The 19,170-nt window shown below is 71.7% G+C and carries 18 protein-coding genes and 1 riboswitch; of the genes, 11 read left to right on the top strand and 7 right to left on the bottom strand.

Annotation, left to right across the window (positions count from 1 at the left end):
* Nucleotides 1-27 precede the first annotated feature (27 nt).
* Together AB0G01_RS05710 and AB0G01_RS05715 are read right to left on the bottom strand one after the other, a co-directional pair.
* The gene (locus AB0G01_RS05710; RefSeq protein ID WP_360940120.1) at nt 28-675 is read right to left on the bottom strand and encodes a response regulator transcription factor; all 648 of its coding nucleotides are present in this window, start codon (nt 673-675) and stop codon (nt 28-30) included.
* Nucleotides 672-1,796, bottom strand: a complete 1,125-nt coding sequence (locus AB0G01_RS05715) for a histidine kinase (protein WP_360940122.1) — start codon at nt 1,794-1,796, stop codon at nt 672-674. Before AB0G01_RS05715 ends, AB0G01_RS05710 begins: the two co-directional genes overlap by 4 nt.
* Nucleotides 1,797-1,961: 165 nt before the next feature.
* On the opposite strand from AB0G01_RS05715, the gene AB0G01_RS05720 reads away from it, so the two are divergent.
* The gene (locus AB0G01_RS05720) at nt 1,962-2,462 is read left to right on the top strand and encodes a hypothetical protein (protein WP_184689941.1); all 501 of its coding nucleotides are present in this window, start codon (nt 1,962-1,964) and stop codon (nt 2,460-2,462) included.
* 79 nt (nt 2,463-2,541) lie between these two features.
* Nucleotides 2,542-4,110 carry a cellulose binding domain-containing protein gene (locus AB0G01_RS05725; protein WP_360940124.1) on the top strand — a complete coding sequence of 523 codons (1,569 nt, stop codon included), beginning with the start codon at nt 2,542-2,544 and terminating at the stop codon, nt 4,108-4,110.
* 87 nt (nt 4,111-4,197) lie between these two features.
* Here the strand turns inward: AB0G01_RS05725 and AB0G01_RS05730 are convergent, their stop codons facing one another.
* Nucleotides 4,198-5,292, bottom strand: a complete 1,095-nt coding sequence (locus tag AB0G01_RS05730; RefSeq protein ID WP_360940126.1) for a homoserine O-acetyltransferase — start codon at nt 5,290-5,292, stop codon at nt 4,198-4,200.
* A 31-nt stretch (nt 5,293-5,323) separates the two neighbouring features.
* Nucleotides 5,324-6,655 carry a bifunctional o-acetylhomoserine/o-acetylserine sulfhydrylase gene (locus tag AB0G01_RS05735; RefSeq protein WP_360940128.1) on the bottom strand — a complete coding sequence of 444 codons (1,332 nt, stop codon included), beginning with the start codon at nt 6,653-6,655 and terminating at the stop codon, nt 5,324-5,326.
* 174 nt (nt 6,656-6,829) lie between these two features.
* Here AB0G01_RS05735 and AB0G01_RS05740 point away from each other — a divergent pair, with 174 nt between their 5' ends.
* On the top strand, nt 6,830-7,849 hold the full coding sequence (locus AB0G01_RS05740; protein WP_360940130.1) for a Gfo/Idh/MocA family oxidoreductase: 1,020 nt from the start codon (nt 6,830-6,832) through the stop codon (nt 7,847-7,849).
* A 183-nt stretch (nt 7,850-8,032) separates the two neighbouring features.
* Here AB0G01_RS05740 and AB0G01_RS05745 read toward each other — a convergent pair whose 3' ends face one another.
* Complete coding sequence (locus tag AB0G01_RS05745) at nt 8,033-9,331, bottom strand: MFS transporter (RefSeq protein WP_360940132.1); 1,299 nt, start codon at nt 9,329-9,331, stop codon at nt 8,033-8,035.
* A gap of 206 nt (nt 9,332-9,537) precedes the next feature.
* On the opposite strand from AB0G01_RS05745, the gene AB0G01_RS05750 reads away from it, so the two are divergent.
* From AB0G01_RS05750 to AB0G01_RS05760, 3 genes are all read left to right on the top strand, one after another.
* Nucleotides 9,538-9,891 (top strand): SSI family serine proteinase inhibitor, encoded by a 354-nt coding sequence (locus AB0G01_RS05750; RefSeq protein ID WP_360940134.1) that lies wholly within the window; start codon nt 9,538-9,540, stop codon nt 9,889-9,891.
* Nucleotides 9,892-10,118: 227 nt separating this feature from the next.
* Nucleotides 10,119-12,062 carry an AarF/UbiB family protein gene (locus tag AB0G01_RS05755; RefSeq protein ID WP_360940136.1) on the top strand — a complete coding sequence of 648 codons (1,944 nt, stop codon included), beginning with the start codon at nt 10,119-10,121 and terminating at the stop codon, nt 12,060-12,062.
* Nucleotides 12,063-12,130: 68 nt separating this feature from the next.
* The gene (locus AB0G01_RS05760; protein ID WP_360940138.1) at nt 12,131-12,616 is read left to right on the top strand and encodes a glutathione peroxidase; all 486 of its coding nucleotides are present in this window, start codon (nt 12,131-12,133) and stop codon (nt 12,614-12,616) included.
* Between the two features lie 71 nt (nt 12,617-12,687).
* Here the strand turns inward: AB0G01_RS05760 and AB0G01_RS05765 are convergent, their stop codons facing one another.
* Both AB0G01_RS05765 and gcvH read right to left on the bottom strand, forming a co-directional pair.
* Nucleotides 12,688-14,052, bottom strand: a complete 1,365-nt coding sequence (locus AB0G01_RS05765) for an L-serine ammonia-lyase (RefSeq protein WP_360940140.1) — start codon at nt 14,050-14,052, stop codon at nt 12,688-12,690.
* Nucleotides 14,053-14,057: 5 nt separating this feature from the next.
* Nucleotides 14,058-14,438, bottom strand: a complete 381-nt coding sequence (gene gcvH, locus AB0G01_RS05770; protein ID WP_360940142.1) for a glycine cleavage system protein GcvH — start codon at nt 14,436-14,438, stop codon at nt 14,058-14,060.
* 117 nt (nt 14,439-14,555) lie between these two features.
* Nucleotides 14,556-14,647: riboswitch (glycine riboswitch) on the bottom strand.
* 221 nt (nt 14,648-14,868) lie between these two features.
* Between gcvH and ald the strand changes: the two genes are divergently transcribed.
* From ald to AB0G01_RS05795, 5 genes are all read left to right on the top strand, one after another.
* Nucleotides 14,869-15,975: an alanine dehydrogenase gene (ald, locus tag AB0G01_RS05775; protein ID WP_360940144.1), complete on the top strand. Its 1,107-nt coding sequence runs from the start codon at nt 14,869-14,871 to the stop codon at nt 15,973-15,975.
* Between the two features lie 356 nt (nt 15,976-16,331).
* The gene (locus AB0G01_RS05780; RefSeq protein WP_360940146.1) at nt 16,332-16,514 is read left to right on the top strand and encodes a hypothetical protein; all 183 of its coding nucleotides are present in this window, start codon (nt 16,332-16,334) and stop codon (nt 16,512-16,514) included.
* A gap of 2 nt (nt 16,515-16,516) precedes the next feature.
* Nucleotides 16,517-16,918, top strand: coding sequence for a hypothetical protein (locus AB0G01_RS05785; protein WP_360940148.1), 402 nt, complete (start codon nt 16,517-16,519; stop codon nt 16,916-16,918).
* A 46-nt stretch (nt 16,919-16,964) separates the two neighbouring features.
* Nucleotides 16,965-18,242 carry an ABC transporter ATP-binding protein gene (locus AB0G01_RS05790; RefSeq protein WP_360940150.1) on the top strand — a complete coding sequence of 426 codons (1,278 nt, stop codon included), beginning with the start codon at nt 16,965-16,967 and terminating at the stop codon, nt 18,240-18,242.
* On the top strand, nt 18,242-19,117 hold the full coding sequence (locus AB0G01_RS05795) for a hypothetical protein (protein WP_360940152.1): 876 nt from the start codon (nt 18,242-18,244) through the stop codon (nt 19,115-19,117). Before AB0G01_RS05790 ends, AB0G01_RS05795 begins: the two co-directional genes overlap by 1 nt.
* Nucleotides 19,118-19,170: the final 53 nt, after the last annotated feature.

The following is a 19,170-nucleotide window of genomic DNA, read 5'->3' on the forward strand; positions in this document are numbered from 1 at the left end:
TCACCCCGGGGTCGCCACTCCCGCCGGCTACCCCGGTACCACGAGCCCCGACTCGTAGGCCGCGATGACCGCCTGCGCCCGGTCCCGCACCGCGAGCTTCATCAGCACCCGGCTCACGTGCGTCTTCACCGTCTGCTCCGCCAGCACCAGGCGGGCGGCGATCTCCGAGTTCGACAGCCCGGTCGCGACCAGCTCCAGCACCTCGGTCTCCCGCCCGGTCAGCGCGGCGAGCCGCGCGGGCTTCACCACCGCCGTGGGCCGCGCCCGCACGAAGTCCTCGATCAGCCGCCTGGTCACCGACGGCGCGAGCAGCGCGTCCCCGCGCGCCACCACCCGCACGGCGTCCACCAGCTCGCGGGCGGGCGCGTGCTTGAGCAGGAACCCCGAGGCACCGGCCCGCAGCGCCTCGTACACGTAGTCGTCGAGGTCGAACGTGGTCAGCACCAGCACCTTCACCGGATCGTCCGCCAGCAGCCGGGTGGCGGCGAGCCCGTCCATCTCCGGCATCCGGATGTCCATCAGCACCACGTCCGGCCGCAGCCGCCGCACCCCGGCCACCGCCGCGACCCCGTCACCGGCCGCGCCCACCACCGCGATGTCCGGCTGGGCGTCCAGCAGCGCCGAGAAGCCCTCCCGGACCATCTCCTGGTCGTCCGCCACCAGAACCCTGATCAACGCTCCCCCAACGGAATCCTGGCGTGCACCGCGAAGCCGCCATCCTCAGTGGACGACGCGTCCAGGGTGCCACCGTGCACCGCGACGCGTTCGGCCATCCCCACCAGCCCGTGCCCACCGCCGCCACCCGTGGACGGGCCGCCGGCGGTGTTGCGCACGAACAGCTCCAGGTCCCCTCCGACGACCGACACCACCACCGAGACGACGGACCCCGGTGCGTGGCGGGCGGCGTTGGTCACCGCCTCCCGCACGATCCGGTAGGCGGTCAGCCCGACGGCGGGCGGCACGGGCGCGTCGACCACCGACGCTCGCGGGACCAGCTCCCGGATGTCGGCCAACCCGGGTTGCGGGGCGTGGTCCGGCCGCTGGTCCGCCGCCCGCAACACGCCCAGCAGCCCCTGCATGTCCGCGATCGCCGCCCGCGCGGCGTCCCCCAGCTCCGCGAACTCCCGCACGCCCTCCTCGGGCAGCCCGGCGATCCGGTAGGGCGCGGTCTCGCACCGCACCACGACCAGCGACATGTGGTGCGCCACCACGTCGTGCATCTCCCGCGCGATCCGGGCCCGTTCGACCAGCGCCGCCTTCTCGTCGCGCTCCTCGTGGTAGCGGCGCTCGGCCCGGCCCCGCGACCCGAACGCGTACCCGAGCAGCAGCGCCAGCAGCAGGAGCGCCCCGGTGGCCCAGGCGTCGCCGAGGCCGCGCAGCTCGTACAGGAGGTACACGCACGCGGTGGTGAGCAGCGCCACCCACAGCACCACCCGCCCGGCGCAGAGCACCCCCACGACCAGCACCACCGGCAGGTACCACCACCACTGCCAACTGCCGAGCACGGCCGGCTCGCGGTCGAAGGCCAGCCGCATCACGACCAGGCCGACCGTGGCCCACCGCCACGCGCCGAGCACCGAGACCGGCATCAGCGCGAAGCTGCCGAACACGACGGCGAACAGCAGCGGCCACCAGCCGGCCGGGTCCTGGTGCCGGACGTACTCCGCCGACGCGCCGATCGCGATGATCAGCCCGTAGAGCAGCACGGCGGCCAGGCCGAACCGGCGGAACCGCCACCCGTCGAAGATCCGCGCTCGATCGGGGAGGAGCACGGCCTGGAGGAGGGGGCGGATCACCCCCCGATGCTAAATCCCCACGTCGCGCCGCACATGCCACCATGGGGTGTCATACCGGGGTAGCACTCCCCGGTGCACAGGGCAAGCCGTTGCGGCACCCGAACATCACCGGGTAGGCAGTACGACAGAGCTGTGCGCCCCTACTCCGTGATGGAAGATGGCCGAATGCACCCGCAGCAGGATCCGGATCGCTGGGCACGGCTCACCGCCGTCGCCGGTGAGGCCTTGGCCGCCGCCAAGGTCGGGGAGGACGCTGTCGCGGTCGACCTGGTCACCGGCTACCTCAGCGGTTCGCCCGAGGGCAACGAGGAGATCCGGGAACTGGTGCTGCTGCTGTTCTCCGAGTGCAGCGACATGGTGTCCGCGCTCGGCTCCGGCGGCGCGACCCCGGTCAAGATGCAGGTCTTCGACGAGGACGGCCAGGAGGTCCCGATCGACGACGCCGACCCGCCGGTGCGGACCGCGATCCGGACGCTGCTGGCCGAGGTCCACGGCGACCAGGAGGCGGCGGCCGAGCAGATCGAGATCGCCCTCGCCAACGGGCAGCCGCAGGAGTTGGCGACGGTCGTGCTCCAGGCGCTGCGCTGGACCGTGAAGCTCGCCCTGGAGTGCGAGGTCCGGGATCTCGCGGTAGCACCCTGGATCGAAGCCGCACTGGACGAGTAGAGGCCATTGACAAGCGCTATGGTCTAGACCAGTCTCCCCGGTGGGCGCGATTACCCTGCCAATCCGCCGAGGAGTACCTATGAAACGACGATTGGGCGCACTGCTCGCGGCGAGCGCCCTGACCATCGGATCCCTCGCGTTGTCCGTACCGGCCGCCACGGCCGCGACCGGACTCACCGCGTCGTTCGCCAAACCCCAGGACTGGGGCAGCGGCTTCGAGGGGAAGTTCACCGTCACCAACGGCGGTCCCGCGTCGGTCACCACGTGGAAGGTCGAGTTCGACCTGCCCGCGGGAACCGCCATGGGCTCGTACTGGGACGCGCTGATCACCAAGACCGGCAACCACTACGTGGCCACCAACCGGGAGTACAACGGCGGGATCGCCGCGAACGCGACCCGCACCTTCGGCTTCGTCGGCACCGGTCCCGGCGTGCCGGCGAACTGCACCGTGAACGGCGGCCCGTGCACCGGCGGCGGCGGTCCCGTCGACACCACCCCGCCCGCCGCGCCGACCAACCTCGGCGTCGGCGGCACCACGAAGAACTCGGTGTCGCTGACCTGGACCGCGGCCACCGACAACGTCGGTGTCACCGCGTACGACGTCTACCAGGGCAGCAAGGTCGCCACGACGGTCCCCGGCACGAGCGCAACCGTGTCGGGCCTGACCCCGGCGACCGCGTACCAGTTCACGGTCAAGGCCAGGGACGCCGCGGGCAACACCTCGCCCGCGTCCAACCAGGTCTCCGCCACCACCCAGCCCGGCAGCCCGGACCCGGCCGGCGGGCGCGGCGCGCCGTACCTGTACCTGGGCTGGGGCAACCCGCCCGCACCCCAGACGGTCATGAACGCCACCGGCATCAAGTGGTTCACCATGGCGTTCGTCCTGGCCCAGAACGGCTGCAACCCGAGCTGGGACGGTCAGCGCCCGCTGACCGGCGGCATCGACCAGACCACGATCAACCAGATCCGCGCGGCCGGCGGTGACATCGTCCCGAGCTTCGGCGGCTGGAGCGGCAACAAGCTCGGCCCGAACTGCTCCACCCCGCAAGCGCTTGCGGGTGCGTACCAGAAGGTGATCGACACCTATCAGCTCAAGGCGATCGACATCGACATCGAGAACACCGACGAGTTCGAGAACGCGGCCGTGCAGGACCGCATCCTGGAAGCCCTCAAGATCGTCGAGCAGACGAACCCGGGCATCCAGACCATCGTCACCATCCCGACGACGAAGACCGGCCCGAACTCGTGGGGCAACCGCCTCATCGAGCGCAGCCAGGCCATCGGGTCGAACATCGACGTCTACACCCTGATGCCGTTCGACTTCGGCAGCACGGACATCAAGACGGACACGATCAACGCCACGACGGCCCTGAAGGACAAGCTGAAGGCGGTCTTCGGGTGGACGGACGCGGTCGCGTTCAACCACTCGGGCATCTCCGGCATGAACGGCCTGTCCGACCAGCGCGAGATGACCAGCACGGCCACCTGGACCCAGCTCCGCGACTGGTCGAAGTCCAACGGCCTGGGCCGGTTCTCGTTCTGGGCGGTCAACCGCGACCGGGGCGGCTGCGACGGCCAGGTGTCCGGCAACTGCTCCGGCGTGCCCCAGCCCGACTGGGAGTTCACCCGGATCACCGCCGGTTTCTAGAGTTCCACCCTCCCGCACGACAGGCACACCCGTAGTGCGAACGGACCCGTGGGCACCCGCCCGCGGGTCCGTTCTCGTGCTCCCCGGCTAACACCCCGGACCACCGACCCCGCTGTCCACGGACAGCGTCGCCAGCAGCTCGCCCACCAGCTCGGCGACCTGCGCGACCTCCAGCAGGAACCCGTCGTGGCCGGCCGCCGACCGGACCACCCGCAGCGGCACTCCCAGCCCGGCGGCGATCTCCTCCTGCTGGGCCAACGGGTACAGCCGGTCGGAATCGATGCCCGCCACCACGCTGCGTGCGGTCACCCGCCGGAGGGCGGCCCGGACGCCGCCGCGACCGGCCCCGACGTCGTGCCCGTTCATCGCCTCGGTCAACCGGGCGTACGACCAGGGGTCGAACCGCCGGGTCAGCTTCTCCGCGTGGTGGTCGAGGTAGGACTCGACCGCGTAGCGCCCGTCCTCCTGCACGTCGCGGCCGAAGCGGGACTCCAGCTCGACCGCGCTCCGGTAGCTCAGGTGGGCGATCCGCCGGGCGATCCCCATGCCGGTCACCGGGTCCGCCCGGATGGCTCCCAGTTGCGGGGCGGCCAGCGCGATGTGCTCGGCCGTGGACGCGGCGGGCGCGGCCAGCACCAGCAGCGACCGGACGCGCGCGGGTTCCGTCACGGCCCACTCCAGCGCCCGCATCCCGCCCATGGACCCGCCGATCACGGCGGCCCACGAGGACACGCCCAGCGCGTCGGCCAGCACCACCTCGGCCGCCACCTGGTCCCGCACCGAGATCCGGGGGAACCGCGAGCCCCACTCGCGCCCGTCCGGTGCGCGCGACAGCGGACCGGTGGTCCCCTGGCACCCGCCCAGCACGTTGGGCACCACGACGAACCACCGGCCGGGGTCGAGCGCCCGCCCGGGTCCGATCAGGCCGTCCCACCACCCGTCGGTGGGGTGACCGGGCTCCGCGACGCCGGCGGCGTGGCTGTCGCCGGTCAACGCGTGCAGCACCAGCACGGCGTTGGACCGGGACTCGTCCAGCGCGCCCCAGGTCTCGTAGGCGATCCGCACCGGCAGCCCGAGGCCGGGCACCGTCCCGTCGACCCACTGCCGTCGCCCGTTCGGGTCCCCCTCCCGCCACCCGCCGGCGGCGGGAGGGGTCTCCCCGGCAGTGGACCCGAACGTCACCGCGAGCCCGCCCCGAAGACCGGACCAGCGCTCACCTCACGGCCTTGGCGGCCCGGAAACCGGCCTCCAGGTCGGCCTGGAGGTCCGCCACCCCCTCGATGCCCACCGACAGCCGCACCAGTCCGGGCGTGACGCCCGCGACCAGTTGCTCCGCGGGGGTCAACTGGCTGTGCGTGGTGGACGCCGGGTGCACGATCAGCGACCGCACGTCCCCGATGTTCACCAACTGCGAGAACAGCTCGACGCCGTCCACGAACGCGCGCCCGGCGTCGACCCCGCCGACCAGCTCGAAGGAGACGACGGCCCCGGCACCCAGCGGCAGGTACTTCTGCGCCAGGGAGTGCCACTGCGACGACTCCAGCCCCGCGTAGTGGACCTTCGCCACCTCGTCCCGGGACTCCAACCACGTGGCCAGCGCCACCGCGTTCGCCACGTGCTTCTCGATGCGCAGCGACAGCGTCTCGATCCCCTGGAGGATCAGGAAGCTGGTCAACGGGGCGATCGCCGCGCCGGTGTCCCGCAGGCCCTGCACCCGCAGCTTCGCGGCGAACGCCCCGTGACCCAGCGCGGGCCAGTACCGCAACCCGTGGTAGCTGGGGTCCGGCTCGTTGAAGTCGGGGAACTTGTCGGTGTCCCCGAAGTCGAACTTCCCGCCGTCGACCACCACGCCCGCGATCGCGGTGCCGTGGCCGCCGAGGTACTTCGTGGCCGAGTGCACGACGATGTCCGCACCGTGCTCCAGCGGCCGGAGCAGGTAGGGCGTCGGCACCGTGTTGTCGACCACCAGCGGCACGCCCGCCTCGTGCGCGACCGCCGCGACCGCCTCGATGTCGAGGACGTTGCTGCGCGGGTTGGCCAGCGACTCGGCGAAGAACAGCTTCGTGTTGGGCCGCACCGCCGCGCGCCAGGCCTCCACGTCGTCCGGGTCGTCCACGAAGGACACCTCGATGCCCAGCTTGGGCAACGTGTAGTGGAACAGGTTGTAGGTGCCGCCGTACAGCGACGCGCTCGACACCAGGTGGTCGCCCGAGCGGGCGAGGTTCAGGATGGTCGCGGTCTCGGCCGCCGAGCCGGAGGCGAACGCCACCGACGCCACGCCGCCCTCCAGCGCCGTGATCCGCTGCTCCAGCACGTCCTGGGTGGGGTTGTTGATCCGGGTGTAGATGTTGCCCGGCTCCGCGAGGCTGAACAGCGCCGCACCGTGCGCGGTGTCGCGGAAGACGTACGAGGTGGTCTGGTAGATCGGAGTGGCCCGCGCACCGGTGGTCGGGTCGGGTGACGCTCCGGAGTGGACCTGCTTGGTTTCGAACGACCAGGACATGCCGGTGCTCCTGTCAAAGGGCTGGGAGGGTTTTACGGGCACGACGAAGGAGGACGACGCGCAGAGGGGTCGATCAGCCGAGACGACAGGCCATGCTGGTGACGCGCACGTAGTCCACGTGCCGTCGCGCCACCAGGAGACTCATGCCGCTGAAGGTAGCGCTGCGTGACGGCTCTGGACAGGGCGTCCACGTCGTGGGAAGCCTAGGGTCGCGACATGCGCACCGCACTGATCGGCTACGGGCTCGGCGGAGCCGCGTTCCACGCCCCCTTCATCGCCACCACACCGGGTTTGACCTTGTCGGCGGTGGTGACGGGCAACGCCGACCGCCAGGCCGAAGTACGCCGGAGGTACCCCGGCACCAGCCTCCTGGACAACCCGGAAGATGTCTGGCGACAGGCCGGGGACTTCGACCTGGTCGTCGTAACCACACCCAATCGGTACCACGCTTCGCACGCGCGTTCGGCTCTCGTGCACGGCCTGGACGTCGTGGTGGACAAACCGCTCGCCGGCTCCCCCGCCGAGGCCTTGGAGCTCGCCGCCCTGGCCGAGGCCCGGGGCCGGCGGCTGCACCCGTTCCAGAACCGCCGCTGGGACGGCGACTTCCGGACCGTCGGCGCGCTGCTGGCGGGCGGCTCGCTGGGTGCCGTGCACCGCTTCGAGTCGCGGTTCGAGCGCTGGCGGCCCCGGCCCAAGGACTCGTGGAAGGAGTCCGGCGACCCGGCCGACCTGGGCAGCATCGTGCACGACCTGGGCACGCACCTCGTCGACCAGGCGTTGGTGCTGTTCGGCCGCCCCCGGACCGTCTACGCCGAGGTGCGCACGCTCCGCGAGCGCGCACGGGCGCACGACGACGCGTTCATCGCCCTGACCCACGACGGCGGCGTCGTCTCGCACCTGTGGATGTCGGCCCTGGCCGAGGACCAGGGCCCCCGGTTCCGCGTCCTGGGCGACCGGGCCGCCTACGTGAAACACGGCATGGACCCCCAGGAGGACCAGCTCAAGGCCGGCACGACGCCCGGCGGGCCGATCTGGGGCACCGAGGACCCGGCGGCCTGGGGCACGGTCTCCGGCACCCCCGTGCCCACCGAACCCGGCGCGTACCAGTCCTTCTACCAGGCCATCGCCGCCGGCCGGACGCCCGTCGACCCGCAGGGGGTCGTCGCCGCCCTGGCGGTGGTGGAGGCCGCCTTCACCTCGGCCGCCACGCGCACCACCGTCCCCCTTGGCGATTGACTCTCTCTTCGCGGAAGACTCCTTCCACACGAGGGGACGCGTCCGGAATCGTCATCGGGTGACGGAAAGCCTGCGGGGCAAGGGTTTCCACACGATCGTGCACGAGAGCCGACGTCCTTCACCCAGGTCGACGAGGGCGTGATCGCCTGGCGCACCAGCGGTGCTGGACGAAATCCCGGCCCGCTAGCCCGCCGAGGCGTTCGGGGCACCCTCCGGCGCACGCCGGAGGGTCTCGCCGATGGCCAGCAACGACAACGCGCTCACGACCGCGCCCAGCACCAGGTACACCGACACCGGCCAGGACGACCGCGTGGGCGTCAGCTCCAGCAGCCACACCGCGATCAGCGGCGAGAGCCCGCCGCCCAGCACCGCGCCGAGCTGGTAGCTCAACGACACCCCGCTGTACCGGACCCGGGTCCCGAACAACTCGGCGTAGTAGGCGGGCATCGGCCCGAACACCGCCGCCGACCCGGAGAACCCGATCACCAGCGCCACCACGACCAGAGTCGGCGACCGCGTCTCCAGCAACCAGAACAGCGGGAACGCGAACACCCCGAGGAACACCGCGCCGCCGAGCATCACCGGCAGCCGCCCGACCCGGTCGGACAGCCGGGCGAACACCAGGATGGCCACCGCCTGCGCCGCCGCGCCGATCAACCCGGCGTTGAGCAGCGTGGACCGCGGCAACCCCAACTGCTTGGTGCCGTAGGAGACCACGAACGTCGCGATCACGAAGATGAACATGTTGAACCCGAGGTTCACGCCCGCGCCGAGCAGCACCCGACCCCACGAGTCGCGCAGCACCTCGACCACCGGCATCCGCACCGCGCCGCGCTCCGACTTGGCCGCGCGGAACTGCGGGCTCTCCTCCACCGACAGCCGCACGTACAGCCCGACGCCGACCAGCACGAGGCTGAACAGGAACGGCACCCGCCAGCCCCAGGTGAGGAACCCGTCGCCGGACACCGCCGTGGACGCGGCCAGCACCCCGTTGGCCAGCAGCAGACCCAGCGGCGAGCCGAGGAACGTCCAGCTCCCGTACCACGCCGTCCGGCCCGGCGGGGCGTGCTCGACCGCCATCAGGGTCGCGCCGCCCTGCTCACCGCCGAGGAAGAACCCCTGCACGACCCTGAGCAGCACCAGCAGGACCGGCGCGGCGACGCCGATCGACTCGTAGGTCGGCAGCAGCCCGATCAGCGCCGTGGCGACCCCGGTCGCGGTGAGCGTCAGCACCAGCATCGAGCGCCGGCCGAGCCGGTCGCCGAAGTGCCCGATCACCACCCCGCCCAGCGGGCGCGCCAGGAAACCCGCGCCGAACGTCGCGAACGAGAGCAGCGTGCCGACCCACGGGTCGAAGGACGGGAAGAAGAGCTTGTCGAACACGAGCGCGGACGCGGTGCCGTAGAGCAGGAAGTCGTACAACTCGACCGCGTTCCCCGCCGAGCTGGCGAGCGCGACCCGGCGCACCCCGGAGTTCCCCATCCACCCACCCTGGTGCCCGGCCGGCCGACGCGAGACCAGTGAGTGACTCACGTCACAGACCGTGGTCCGCAGGTCCGAACCCGGTCGCGTCCGGAGGGCGGCACGGCCGTTCGGCCGCGCGCACCAAACCCCTCATTCGTTGAAGAGATCACACGATGTGGTGACTTGGCTGGAGCACCCGGTGCCGTGCGGTCCACTGTGATGGCATGGCAGCACTACCCCTGATCGCGGCGCTCGCCGCGTTGATTCCCACCGCCTCCGTCCCGCAAGCCTCGTTCGTGCTGAGCAAGACGCACGGCGACGCGATCGAAGTGATGAACCTGACCTGCGAGCCCGTCGGCGGCAGGCACCCCAGGGCACCCGAGTCGTGCGCCGCGCTGCACCCGGTCGGCGGACAGGTCTCCGAGCTGGCCAAGGAAGGCGTCGCCTGCACGCTCCAGTACGACCCGGTGAAGGTCGTCGCGACCGGCATGTGGCGCGGCGAGACCCGCGAGTTCACCGCCGAGTTCGCGAACCCGTGCGTGATGCTGGCCGAGACCGGGCCGGTGTTCGACTTCTAGCCCACCACGCCCGGGTGACCACCGGGCCCGGCACGACGCCGGAGCACCGCCCCGAGTCCCCGCTCCACGGCGTGCACCCACGAGTCCCGCCGGGGGTCCACGACACCGCCGACGTCGTGGCCCCCGGACGGGGACCCGGGTGAGCGGGGTCGAGTCCGAGGTCCGCGCACCGGGTCGGCGTTCTCAGGAAGGTGGATCTATCCTCCGGCCCAACGGTGGGGGGAAACGTGGACATCGTCAATTTCCTGGTGGACTGGGTCAGCGTGCCGGTGACGTTCCTGGCGCTGATCATGGGCATCTCGCTGGCCGCGCGCCGCATCCTCGGCCTGCGCGTCGGGCTGGTGCGCACCGCGCTGGCGTGCCTGCTGGGCCTCTCGCTCACGGCGGGGCTGCTCAACGGGATGCCCGAGCCGGAGACGACGACCGCGCTCAGCACCGTCCAGATCGGCATCGCGCTGCTGGTCGTCATCTCGCTGCTCACGCTGGCCGAGATCATCGTGCCGACCGGGACGATCCCGCCGGTCACCGAGTGGTGGCGGTTGCTGCGCAACAGGATCGCCCGGGGCCGGCGGTACTCCCGGATCAGCGCCATCGCGTTCCGCCACGGCCTCGGCCCGTACCTGCGCGGGCGCGAGCGCACCGACACCCGGGTGGCCCGGTCGCTGCGCCAGGCGCTGGAGGAGGGCGGCGTCACGTTCGTCAAGCTCGGCCAGGTGCTGTCCACCAGGCCGGACCTGCTGCCCGCGGAGGTGATCGACGAGCTGACCCTGTTGCAGGACAACGTTCCCGCCGCGCCGTGGGCGTCCGTGCGGGCGGTGCTGGTCGCCGAGCTCGGTCCGCCCGAGGAGGTGTTCGCCGAGTTCGACGAGACGCCGATCGCGGCGGCGTCCGTGGCGCAGGTGCACCGCGCGCGGCTGAAGTCCGGCGAAGAGGTCGTCGTGAAGGTGCAGCGGCCCGGCGTGCGGCGGGTCGCCGAGGGCGACCTGGACATCGTGGGCCGGCTGGCCTCGACGCTGCACGAGCGGACCCGCTGGGGCAGGGCGATCGGCATCAAGGACCTGGCGACCGGTTTCTCCGGGGCCCTGCGCGAAGAGCTCGACTTCCGGGTGGAGGCGCGCAACCTCGCGGCCGTCCGCGCCGCGTCCGCCGACGCGGACGTGGTGCTGCCGCAGGTGTACGAGGACCACTGCACGTCCCGGGTCCTGGTGATGGAGCGCCTCGACGGCAGGCCGATCCGGTCCGCGCCGCTGGAGTCCGCCGACCGGAGCGCGCTGGCCCGGTCCCTGCTGGACGTGCTGCTGCGCCAGGTGCTGCTCAACGGCGTCTTCCACGCGGACCCGCACCCCGGCAACATCATGCTGCTCGGCGACGGCCGGCTGGGGATGCTCGACTTCGGCTCGGTGGGCCGGATCGACGCCCAACTCCGCTCCGCGCTGGGCAAGCTGCTGCTGGCCGTCGACCGCGGCGACCCGGCGAGCCTGCGCGACGCGCTGCTGGAACTGGTCACCCGGCCCGACGAGATCGACGAGCAGCAGTTGGAACGCGCGCTCGGCCAGTTCATGGCCCGGCACCTGAACGCCGGGATGCGCCCGGACGCGGCGATGTTCGGCGACCTGTTCGCCCTCGTCTACCGCTACGGGCTGAGCATCCCGCCGGAGATCGCCGCGGTGTTCCGCGCGCTGGCCACCGTGGAGGGGACGCTCGACGCGCTGTCGCCCGGCTTCGACATCATCGCGGAATCGCGGGCGTTCGCCGAGCAGCAGTTCAGCGAGCGCCTGACGCCGGAGTCGTTGCGGCGCACGGTGACCGAGGAGCTGTACTCGATGCTGCCGATGGTCAAGCGCCTGCCGCGCCGGCTGGAGCGCATCTCCAGCGCGTTGGAGCAGGGCAGGCTGGGCATGAACCTGCGGCTGTTCGCCGACGAGCGGGACCGGCACTTCGTCGTCACCCTGCTGCACCAGGTCATGCTGACCGTGCTGGGCGCGACCGCGGGGGTGATGGCGGTGCTGCTGCTGGGCGCGGACGGCGGCCCGCTGGTCGGCCCGGACATCTCGCTGTTCCAGGTGTTCGGCTACAACCTGCTGGTGATCAGCGTCCTGCTGGGGCTGCGCGTGGTCGTCACCGTCTTCCGACCCCGCGACGCCACCCAGCCGAGCGGCCACCGGGCCTGAGAGCCGGACCCGGCCAGGTGGTGTCGATCCCGCCGTGCCGCGCGGCGGGCGCACCGTAGGCTGGCGGCATGAGCATCCACGACATCGCCGTGCACACCCTGGACGGCACGTCGAGCAGCCTGGGTTCGTTGCGCGGCAAGGCTTTGCTGGTCGTGAACGTGGCCTCGAAGTGCGGCCTGACGCCGCAGTACGCGGGGCTGGAGCGGCTCCAGGCCCGGTACGGCGAGCGGGGTTTCTCGGTGGTCGGCTTCCCGTGCAACCAGTTCGGCGGCCAGGAACCCGGTTCGACCGAGGAGATCGCCACCTTCTGCTCGACCACCTACGGCGTGACGTTCCCGCTGTTCGAGAAGGTCGACGTGAACGGCGACGGCCGGCACCCGGTGTACGCCGCGCTGACCGCGCGCCCGGACGCCGACGGCGAGGCCGGCGACGTGCAGTGGAACTTCGAGAAGTTCCTGGTCGCCCCGGACGGCGAAGTCCTGGCCCGCTTCCGGCCGCGCACCGAACCGGAGGACGAGTCGGTCGTGAAGGCGATCGAGGCCGCCCTGCCGTAGACCCCTCGGCGGCCCGGCCCGGCCCGGCCCACGCACCCGCGCGGGCCGGGCCGCCGGTGCGGCGCGGGACGTCAGCACTCGATGACGTTCACCGCGAGTCCGCCGCGCGCGGTCTCCTTGTACTTCACCTTCATGTCCTTGCCGGTCTCCCGCATGGTCTTGATGACCTTGTCCAGCGACACGAAGTGCGACCCGTCGCCCCGCAGCGCCATCCGCGCCGCGGTGATCGCCTTGATCGACGCCAGCGCGTTGCGCTCGATGCACGGGATCTGCACCAGGCCGCCGATGGGGTCGCAGGTCAACCCGAGGTTGTGCTCCATGGCGATCTCGGCGGCGTTCTCCACCTGCTCCGGGGTCCCGCCGAGCACCTCGGCCAGCCCGCCCGCCGCCATCGAGCACGCCGACCCGACCTCGCCCTGGCACCCGACCTCGGCACCCGAGATCGACGCGTTCTCCTTGAACAGCACGCCGATCGCGCCCGCCGTCAGCAGGAACCGGACCACGCCGTCGTCCGACGCGCCCGGCACGAACCGCGTGTAGTAGTGCAGCACCGCCGGCACGATGCCGGCCGCGCCGTTCGTCGGCGCGGTCACCACCCGGCCGCCGGCGGCGTTCTCCTCGTTCACCGCCAGGGCGAACAGGGTGACCCAGTCCATCACCCGCAGCGGGTCCGTGGCGAAGTGCTCGGCCGCGAGCCGCTCGCGCATCTCGGCGGCGCGCCGCCGCACCTTCAGCCCCCCCGGCAGGATGCCGGTCTGGCCGCAGCCGCGCTCGACGCACTCCTGCATCACGGTCCAGATGTGCAGCAGGCCCTGCCGCACGTCGTCCTCGGACCGCCAGGACCGCTCGTTGGCCAGCATGAGCCCGCTGATCGGCAGCCCGGTCTCCCGGGCCCGCGCCAGCAGTTCGTCACCGCTGAGGAACGGGTGCTCGATCGGCGTCTCGTCGGCCTTGATCCGGTCGGTCCCGCTGGCCGTCTCGTCCACCACGAAACCGCCGCCGACCGAGTAGTACACCGCCTCGTCCAGCACCTCCCCGCCGGTGTAGGCGGTGAAGCTCATCCCGTTGGGGTGCAACGGGAGGGACTTGCGGCGGTGCATCACCAGGTCGGTGTCCTCGGTGAACGGGATCTCGCGCACCCCACCCAGCAGCAGCCTCCCGGTGGCGCGGATCTCCCCCACCCGGACGTCGGCGGCGGCCGGGTCGACGTCCTCCGGCTTGTGCCCCTCCAAACCCAGCAGCACGGCCTTGGGGCTGCCGTGCCCGTGCCCGGTCGCCCCCAGCGAGCCGAAGAGCTGGACGTGCACGCGGTCCACCGACGTCGCGCGGTGCCCGAGCCGCGCCGCGAACATCGTCGCGGCGCGCATCGGACCGACGGTGTGCGAGCTCGACGGGCCGATGCCGACGGAGAACAGGTCGAAGACGCTGATCGCCACGGCGCTCAGTCCCCGGTGAGTTCCGCGTACTTCGCGGCGGTGAGGAGGCCCGTGGCGTCCTCGACCGAGACCTTGAACAGCCACCCCTCGCCGTACGGGTCGTTGTTGATCAGCGACGGGTCGTCCGCCGCCGCCGTGTTGACCTCCACGACCTGGCCGCTGACCGGCGCGTACAGGTCGCTCACCGACTTGGTGGACTCCAGCTCGCCGCACACGTCGCCGGACTTCACGCGCTCGCCCACGGTCGGCAACTGGACGAACACGATGTCGCCCAGGGACTCGGCCGCGTAGGAGGTGATGCCGATCGCCACGGGCTCCTGGGTACCCGGAGCCCAGTCGACCCACTCGTGCTCGGGCGTGTACAGCAGGTTTTCCGGAAAGGTCACGTCAACTCCTCGGTGCGCGCGGGCCAGGCCCCCTCTCTGTCCTGGGACCTGAGAGCTTCGCCGCAGCGCTGCGGCTTGCACCGTGGGTGCGCGCGTGAGCACGCTTTCCAGAGTCGCCTCACCCGAGCGGTTCTCGTTGCCTGAGAGTGTGCGGGGTGCTTGCTCCTTCGGCGCTCCAGGCTCGCTGGAGGCTCTCCCGCCCGGGTTCCGGTGTCACCTGCGACACCGCGGCCGATGTTCAGTTGGTCGAACGCGAGCACGCTAAGTCGTGGGTGACACGGGTGTCAACGTGCGTCCAGAGAGTTCGGCGGCCGTTCGCCGTTGTCCGGCCGGCACAACGCGGCGGGTGCGCGTTCGTGCCAGTGGCACGATGACAGCCGGATGGCGGTACCGGACCTTTGGCACTAACAACGGCCCGAAGGAGCCCTCCGTGCGGATCTCAGTACCCCGCGAGATCAAGAACCACGAATACCGCGTCGCGCTGACCCCGGCCGGAGCCCACGAACTGACGCTGCGCGGCCACGACGTGTTCGTCGAGACGGGGGCGGGCCTCGGGTCGGCCATCACCGACGACGAGTACCTGGCCGCCGGCGCGAAGGTCCTGGCCACGGCCGAGGACGTGTGGGCCGAGGGCGACCTGGTGCTCAAGGTCAAGGAGCCGATCGCGCGGGAGTACCCGCTGTTGCGCAAGGGCCAGACCCTGTTCACCTACCTGCACCTGGCGGCCGACCAGCCGCTGACCCAAGCGCTGATCGACTCCGGCACCACCGCGATCGCGTACGAGACGGTGCAGACCGCGAACGGCGCGCTGCCGCTGCTCGCCCCGATGTCCGAGGTCGCGGGTCGGCTGGCACCGCAGGTCGGCGCGTTCTCGCTGATGAAGCCGTCCGGCGGCCGGGGCGTGCTGCCCGGTGGCGTGCCCGGCGTGCACCCGGCGCGGGTCGTCGTGATCGGCGGTGGCGTGGCGGGCCTGAACGCCGCCGCCATCGCCGTGGGACTGGGCGCGGACGTCGAGATCCTGGACACCAACGTCGACCGGCTGCGCCACATCGACGCCCTGTACCAGGGCCGGCTGCGCACCGTGACGTCCAACCGCTACTCGGTCGAGCAGGCCGTGCGCGAGGCCGACCTGGTCATCGGCGCGGTGCTGGTGCCGGGCGCGAAGGCCCCGAAGCTGGTCTCCAACGAGTTGGTGGCGCAAATGAAGCCCGGTTCGGTGCTGGTGGACATCGCCATCGACCAGGGCGGCTGCTTCGCCGACTCGCGGCCCACCACGCACGCCGACCCGACCTACCAGGTGCACGACTCGGTGTTCTACTGCGTCGCGAACATGCCCGGCGCTGTGCCGCGCACGTCCACGTACGCGCTGACCAACGTGACGCTGCCTTACGCGGTCGCGTTGGCCGACAAGGGCTGGCAGGCGGCGCTGCGCGCGGACAAGGCGCTGGCGCTGGGCCTGAACGTGCACGACGGCCTGCTGACCAACCAGCCGGTCGCCGAGGCGCACGGCCTCACCCACACCCCGCTCGAAGTCTGAGCACCCGCGAAGGAGGGGCGTCCACCATCCCGGTGGACGCCCTTTCTCGCACGTCCGGGCATGAAAAGGCGGCCCGCTCAACCAGCCTGGGGGTCACTGGGAGCGGGCCGCGCCTCCAATGCTAGCGGGGAACGGGCGGCCGTGCCCAGCCGCCCCGCCCATCTGCGCGCAGATCTTCACCCACCGGAGCACAGCCCGTGCCCGCCCTCAAGCAAACGAGTGAATTACCCGCGTAACGGGTAAGTCACGACGCCCGGTCGGCCGATGGACAGGACGGGGTGCCCGCGCCGTGCGGCGGCGGGCCCGCCTCCGCGGTGAGCCCACCGCGCCGCCACCGAACTCCGATCGGAGCGCACATGGCCGAACCACAGGGCTGGATCGACTGCCACGACCCGTTCGGACGGGACCGGTCGATGACCGTGCTGGTCGAGGACGACCGGGTGCTGCTGGTCTCGCCACCCGGCGAGTCGGCTGTGATGTCTGTCACGCAAACCCGCAGGCTGCACCGCCTGCTCGACCAGGCCGCGGACAGGATGTGACGGTGGACGACACCCTCCGCGCCGCCGTGCTGCGCCGGCTCTCCCAGCTCGAAGAGGTCGCCGAGCGGGGCGCGGCCGAGGCGCTGGTGCCGCTCGCGCGCGCCGAGATCAACCGCCTGGCGGACACCTGGCGGCTGCTGCTCACCGTGCACCAGCCCGAATCCGACGGTCGGTGCCGCGCCTGCCCCGGCGTGCTGCGGCACAAGAAGTGGCCGTGCCAGGTGTGGACCATGGCGCACCAGCACCTCATCGGCGAGGGCCTCCCGCACCGCGAGCGGCGGCGTCCGCTGCGCGGGCCGTTCGGTCGGCTGCGGGACGCCGAGGCGTCGGCCGGCGCACCCGCCGACGCCACCGCCGAGATACCCGCTGTGGTGTCGAAACCGCGACACGCCCTTCCGGACTGACCTCCCTAGGGCAGGATGACGCCCGAAGAGCCTTCGGGAGGGACGCGTGCACGACGGCAGTGGCCGCATCGTGGTGCAGAACTTGACCAAGCAGTTCGGTCCGGTCGCAGCGGTGCAGAATCTCAGCTTCACGGTGGAACCGGGTTCCGTGACCGGCTTCCTCGGTCCCAACGGGGCGGGCAAGACGACGACGTTGCGCATGTTGCTCGGCCTGGTGACGCCCACCGCGGGCGTCGGCCTGATCAACGGCCGGCCGTTCCACCAGCTCGGCAACCCGGGTCGGGTGGTCGGCGCGGTGCTGGAGGCGCAGGGCTTCCACCCCAAGCGCTCGGCGCGCAACCACCTGCGGGTGTACGCGGCGGCGATCGGCGTGCCGGACTCGCGCGCCGACCAGGTGCTGCAACTGGTCGGGCTGGGCGCGGCGGGCGACCGCAACGCGGGCGGGTTCTCGCTGGGCATGAAGCAGCGGCTGGCACTGGCCACCGCGCTGCTCGGCGACCCGCAGGTGCTGGTGCTGGACGAACCGGCCAACGGCCTGGACCCGGAGGGCATCGCCTGGCTGCGGACGTTCCTCCAGTCCTACGCGCGCAGCGGGCGGACGGTGCTGATCTCCAGCCACCTGCTGGCCGAGGTCGAGCAGACGGTGGACCAGGTGGTGATCATCTCGCGCGGCCAGACCATGTACTTCGGGCCGCTGGACAACCTGCGCGAGCAGCAGCGGTCCCGCGTGCTGGTGCAGCCGTCCGACGCCGCCGCGCTGGTCGCGGCGCTGCACGAGGACGGCATCACGGCGATCGAGCAGCTACCGGACGGCCGGATCGCGGTCGCGGGCGTGGAGGCCCGGCAGGTCGCCGACACCGCGCTGAAGGCGGGCGTGTCGATCTACGGCATCCAGGAGGAGAAGGCCGACCTCGAACGGCTGTTCTTCCAGCTCACCAGCGGCCAGTACGCCGCAGCGGGCCCGAACCAGTACGCGCAGCAGCAGCCCCCGCAGGGCAGCGGCTACTACGCGCCGCCGCCGGGCTACCAGCAGCAGCAGTTCCAGCAGCCGTACCAGCAGCAGCAGTACCAGCAGCCGCAGCAGCCCGGCTACCAGGCCGCCGCGCCCGGCTACCCGCCTCAGCCCGGCCCGCAGGTCCCTGGTTACCAGCCGCAGCCCGGCCACCAGGAACCGCCGGCGGGCTACCAGGCGCAGCCGGCACAGCAGGAACCGCCGCCCGGCTACCCGCCACAACCCGGGCCGCAGCCGGCACCGGGTCACCAGGACCCGCCGTCGGGCTACCAGCCCGGCCAGGGTCAGAGCGGTCTCGGGGGCGGTGCGTGATGCTGGGCAACCTGATCAAGGCGGAGTTCCGCAAGACGACCACCACCGGTCTGTGGTGGGGCCTGATGATCCCGACCGTGCTGATCGCCCTGGGCTGGGCGCTGGGCACCGGGTACCTCGGCAAGAGCATCATGGACACGATCGGCAGCAGCGACGCCGAGCAGTTGACCGACCTGCTGGGCATCGACCCCGCGCAGTGGAAGGTGTCGCTGTTCGGGATGGCCCGCAGCATCAACATCGCGACCATCTTCCCGATGATCTTCGGCGGCCTGGCGATCTCCAACGAGATCAGCCGCAAGACCATCACCACGACGTTCCTGACCGCGCCGAACCGCGTGTCGGCGCTGAGCGCCAAGCTCATCGTGTACGTGGCCTGGGGCGCGATCTACGGCCTGGCGATCGTGGCGTCGGTGTCCATCGGCATCGCCTTCACCTCGGACGCGTCCGCGCTGCCGGACGCGGCCGGCTGGCTGGCCATGGCGGGCGTGGGCGTGCTGGCGTCGGTGCTGATGACGATGTTCGGCGTCGGCGTCGGCGCGCTGACGGGCAGCCCGATCGGCACCACCGTGGTGCTGGTGCTGTACATGCTGATCCTGGAGAACGGCATCCAGCTCGTGATCGGCACCCAGGGCATCCCGGAGCTGATCGGCTTCCTGCCCAACGGCTCGGTGAACGGTCTGACCGGCTCGGTGGCGTCGTCGCTGTTCCTGTCCACGGCCGGCGTGGTGCCGGACGACCTGGAAGCGGTGCTGCGCGCGGTCTCGGGCGCGCTGGGCGCGTTCGAGTGGTGGCTGAGCGGGTTGATCTTCCTGCTGTGGACGGCGCTGGTCTTCCTCGGCGGCTGGGCCGTCACCCAGCGCAAGGACATCACCTGATCAAGTGAAGCTGCTGGGCTGAGAGCCGTCTCCTGAGATCGGGAGGCGGTTCT

This window comes from Actinosynnema sp. NPDC023587, from assembly GCF_040640215.1.
In the GTDB taxonomy this organism is placed as follows: domain Bacteria; phylum Actinomycetota; class Actinomycetes; order Mycobacteriales; family Pseudonocardiaceae; genus Actinosynnema.

What these genes read in the sequence shown, in the direction of transcription:
- AB0G01_RS05720 (WP_184689941.1), top strand. Translation starts at nt 1,962, where the DNA reads ATGCACCCGCAGCAGGATCCGGATCGCTGGGCACGGCTCACCGCCGTC.
- AB0G01_RS05725 (WP_360940124.1), top strand. Translation starts at nt 2,542, where the DNA reads ATGAAACGACGATTGGGCGCACTGCTCGCGGCGAGCGCCCTGACCATC.
- AB0G01_RS05740 (WP_360940130.1), top strand. Translation starts at nt 6,830, where the DNA reads ATGCGCACCGCACTGATCGGCTACGGGCTCGGCGGAGCCGCGTTCCAC.
- AB0G01_RS05745 (WP_360940132.1), bottom strand. Translation starts at nt 9,331, where the DNA reads ATGGGGAACTCCGGGGTGCGCCGGGTCGCGCTCGCCAGCTCGGCGGGG.
- AB0G01_RS05750 (WP_360940134.1), top strand. Translation starts at nt 9,538, where the DNA reads ATGGCAGCACTACCCCTGATCGCGGCGCTCGCCGCGTTGATTCCCACC.
- AB0G01_RS05760 (WP_360940138.1), top strand. Translation starts at nt 12,131, where the DNA reads ATGAGCATCCACGACATCGCCGTGCACACCCTGGACGGCACGTCGAGC.
- AB0G01_RS05780 (WP_360940146.1), top strand. Translation starts at nt 16,332, where the DNA reads ATGGCCGAACCACAGGGCTGGATCGACTGCCACGACCCGTTCGGACGG.
- AB0G01_RS05795 (WP_360940152.1), top strand. Translation starts at nt 18,242, where the DNA reads ATGCTGGGCAACCTGATCAAGGCGGAGTTCCGCAAGACGACCACCACC.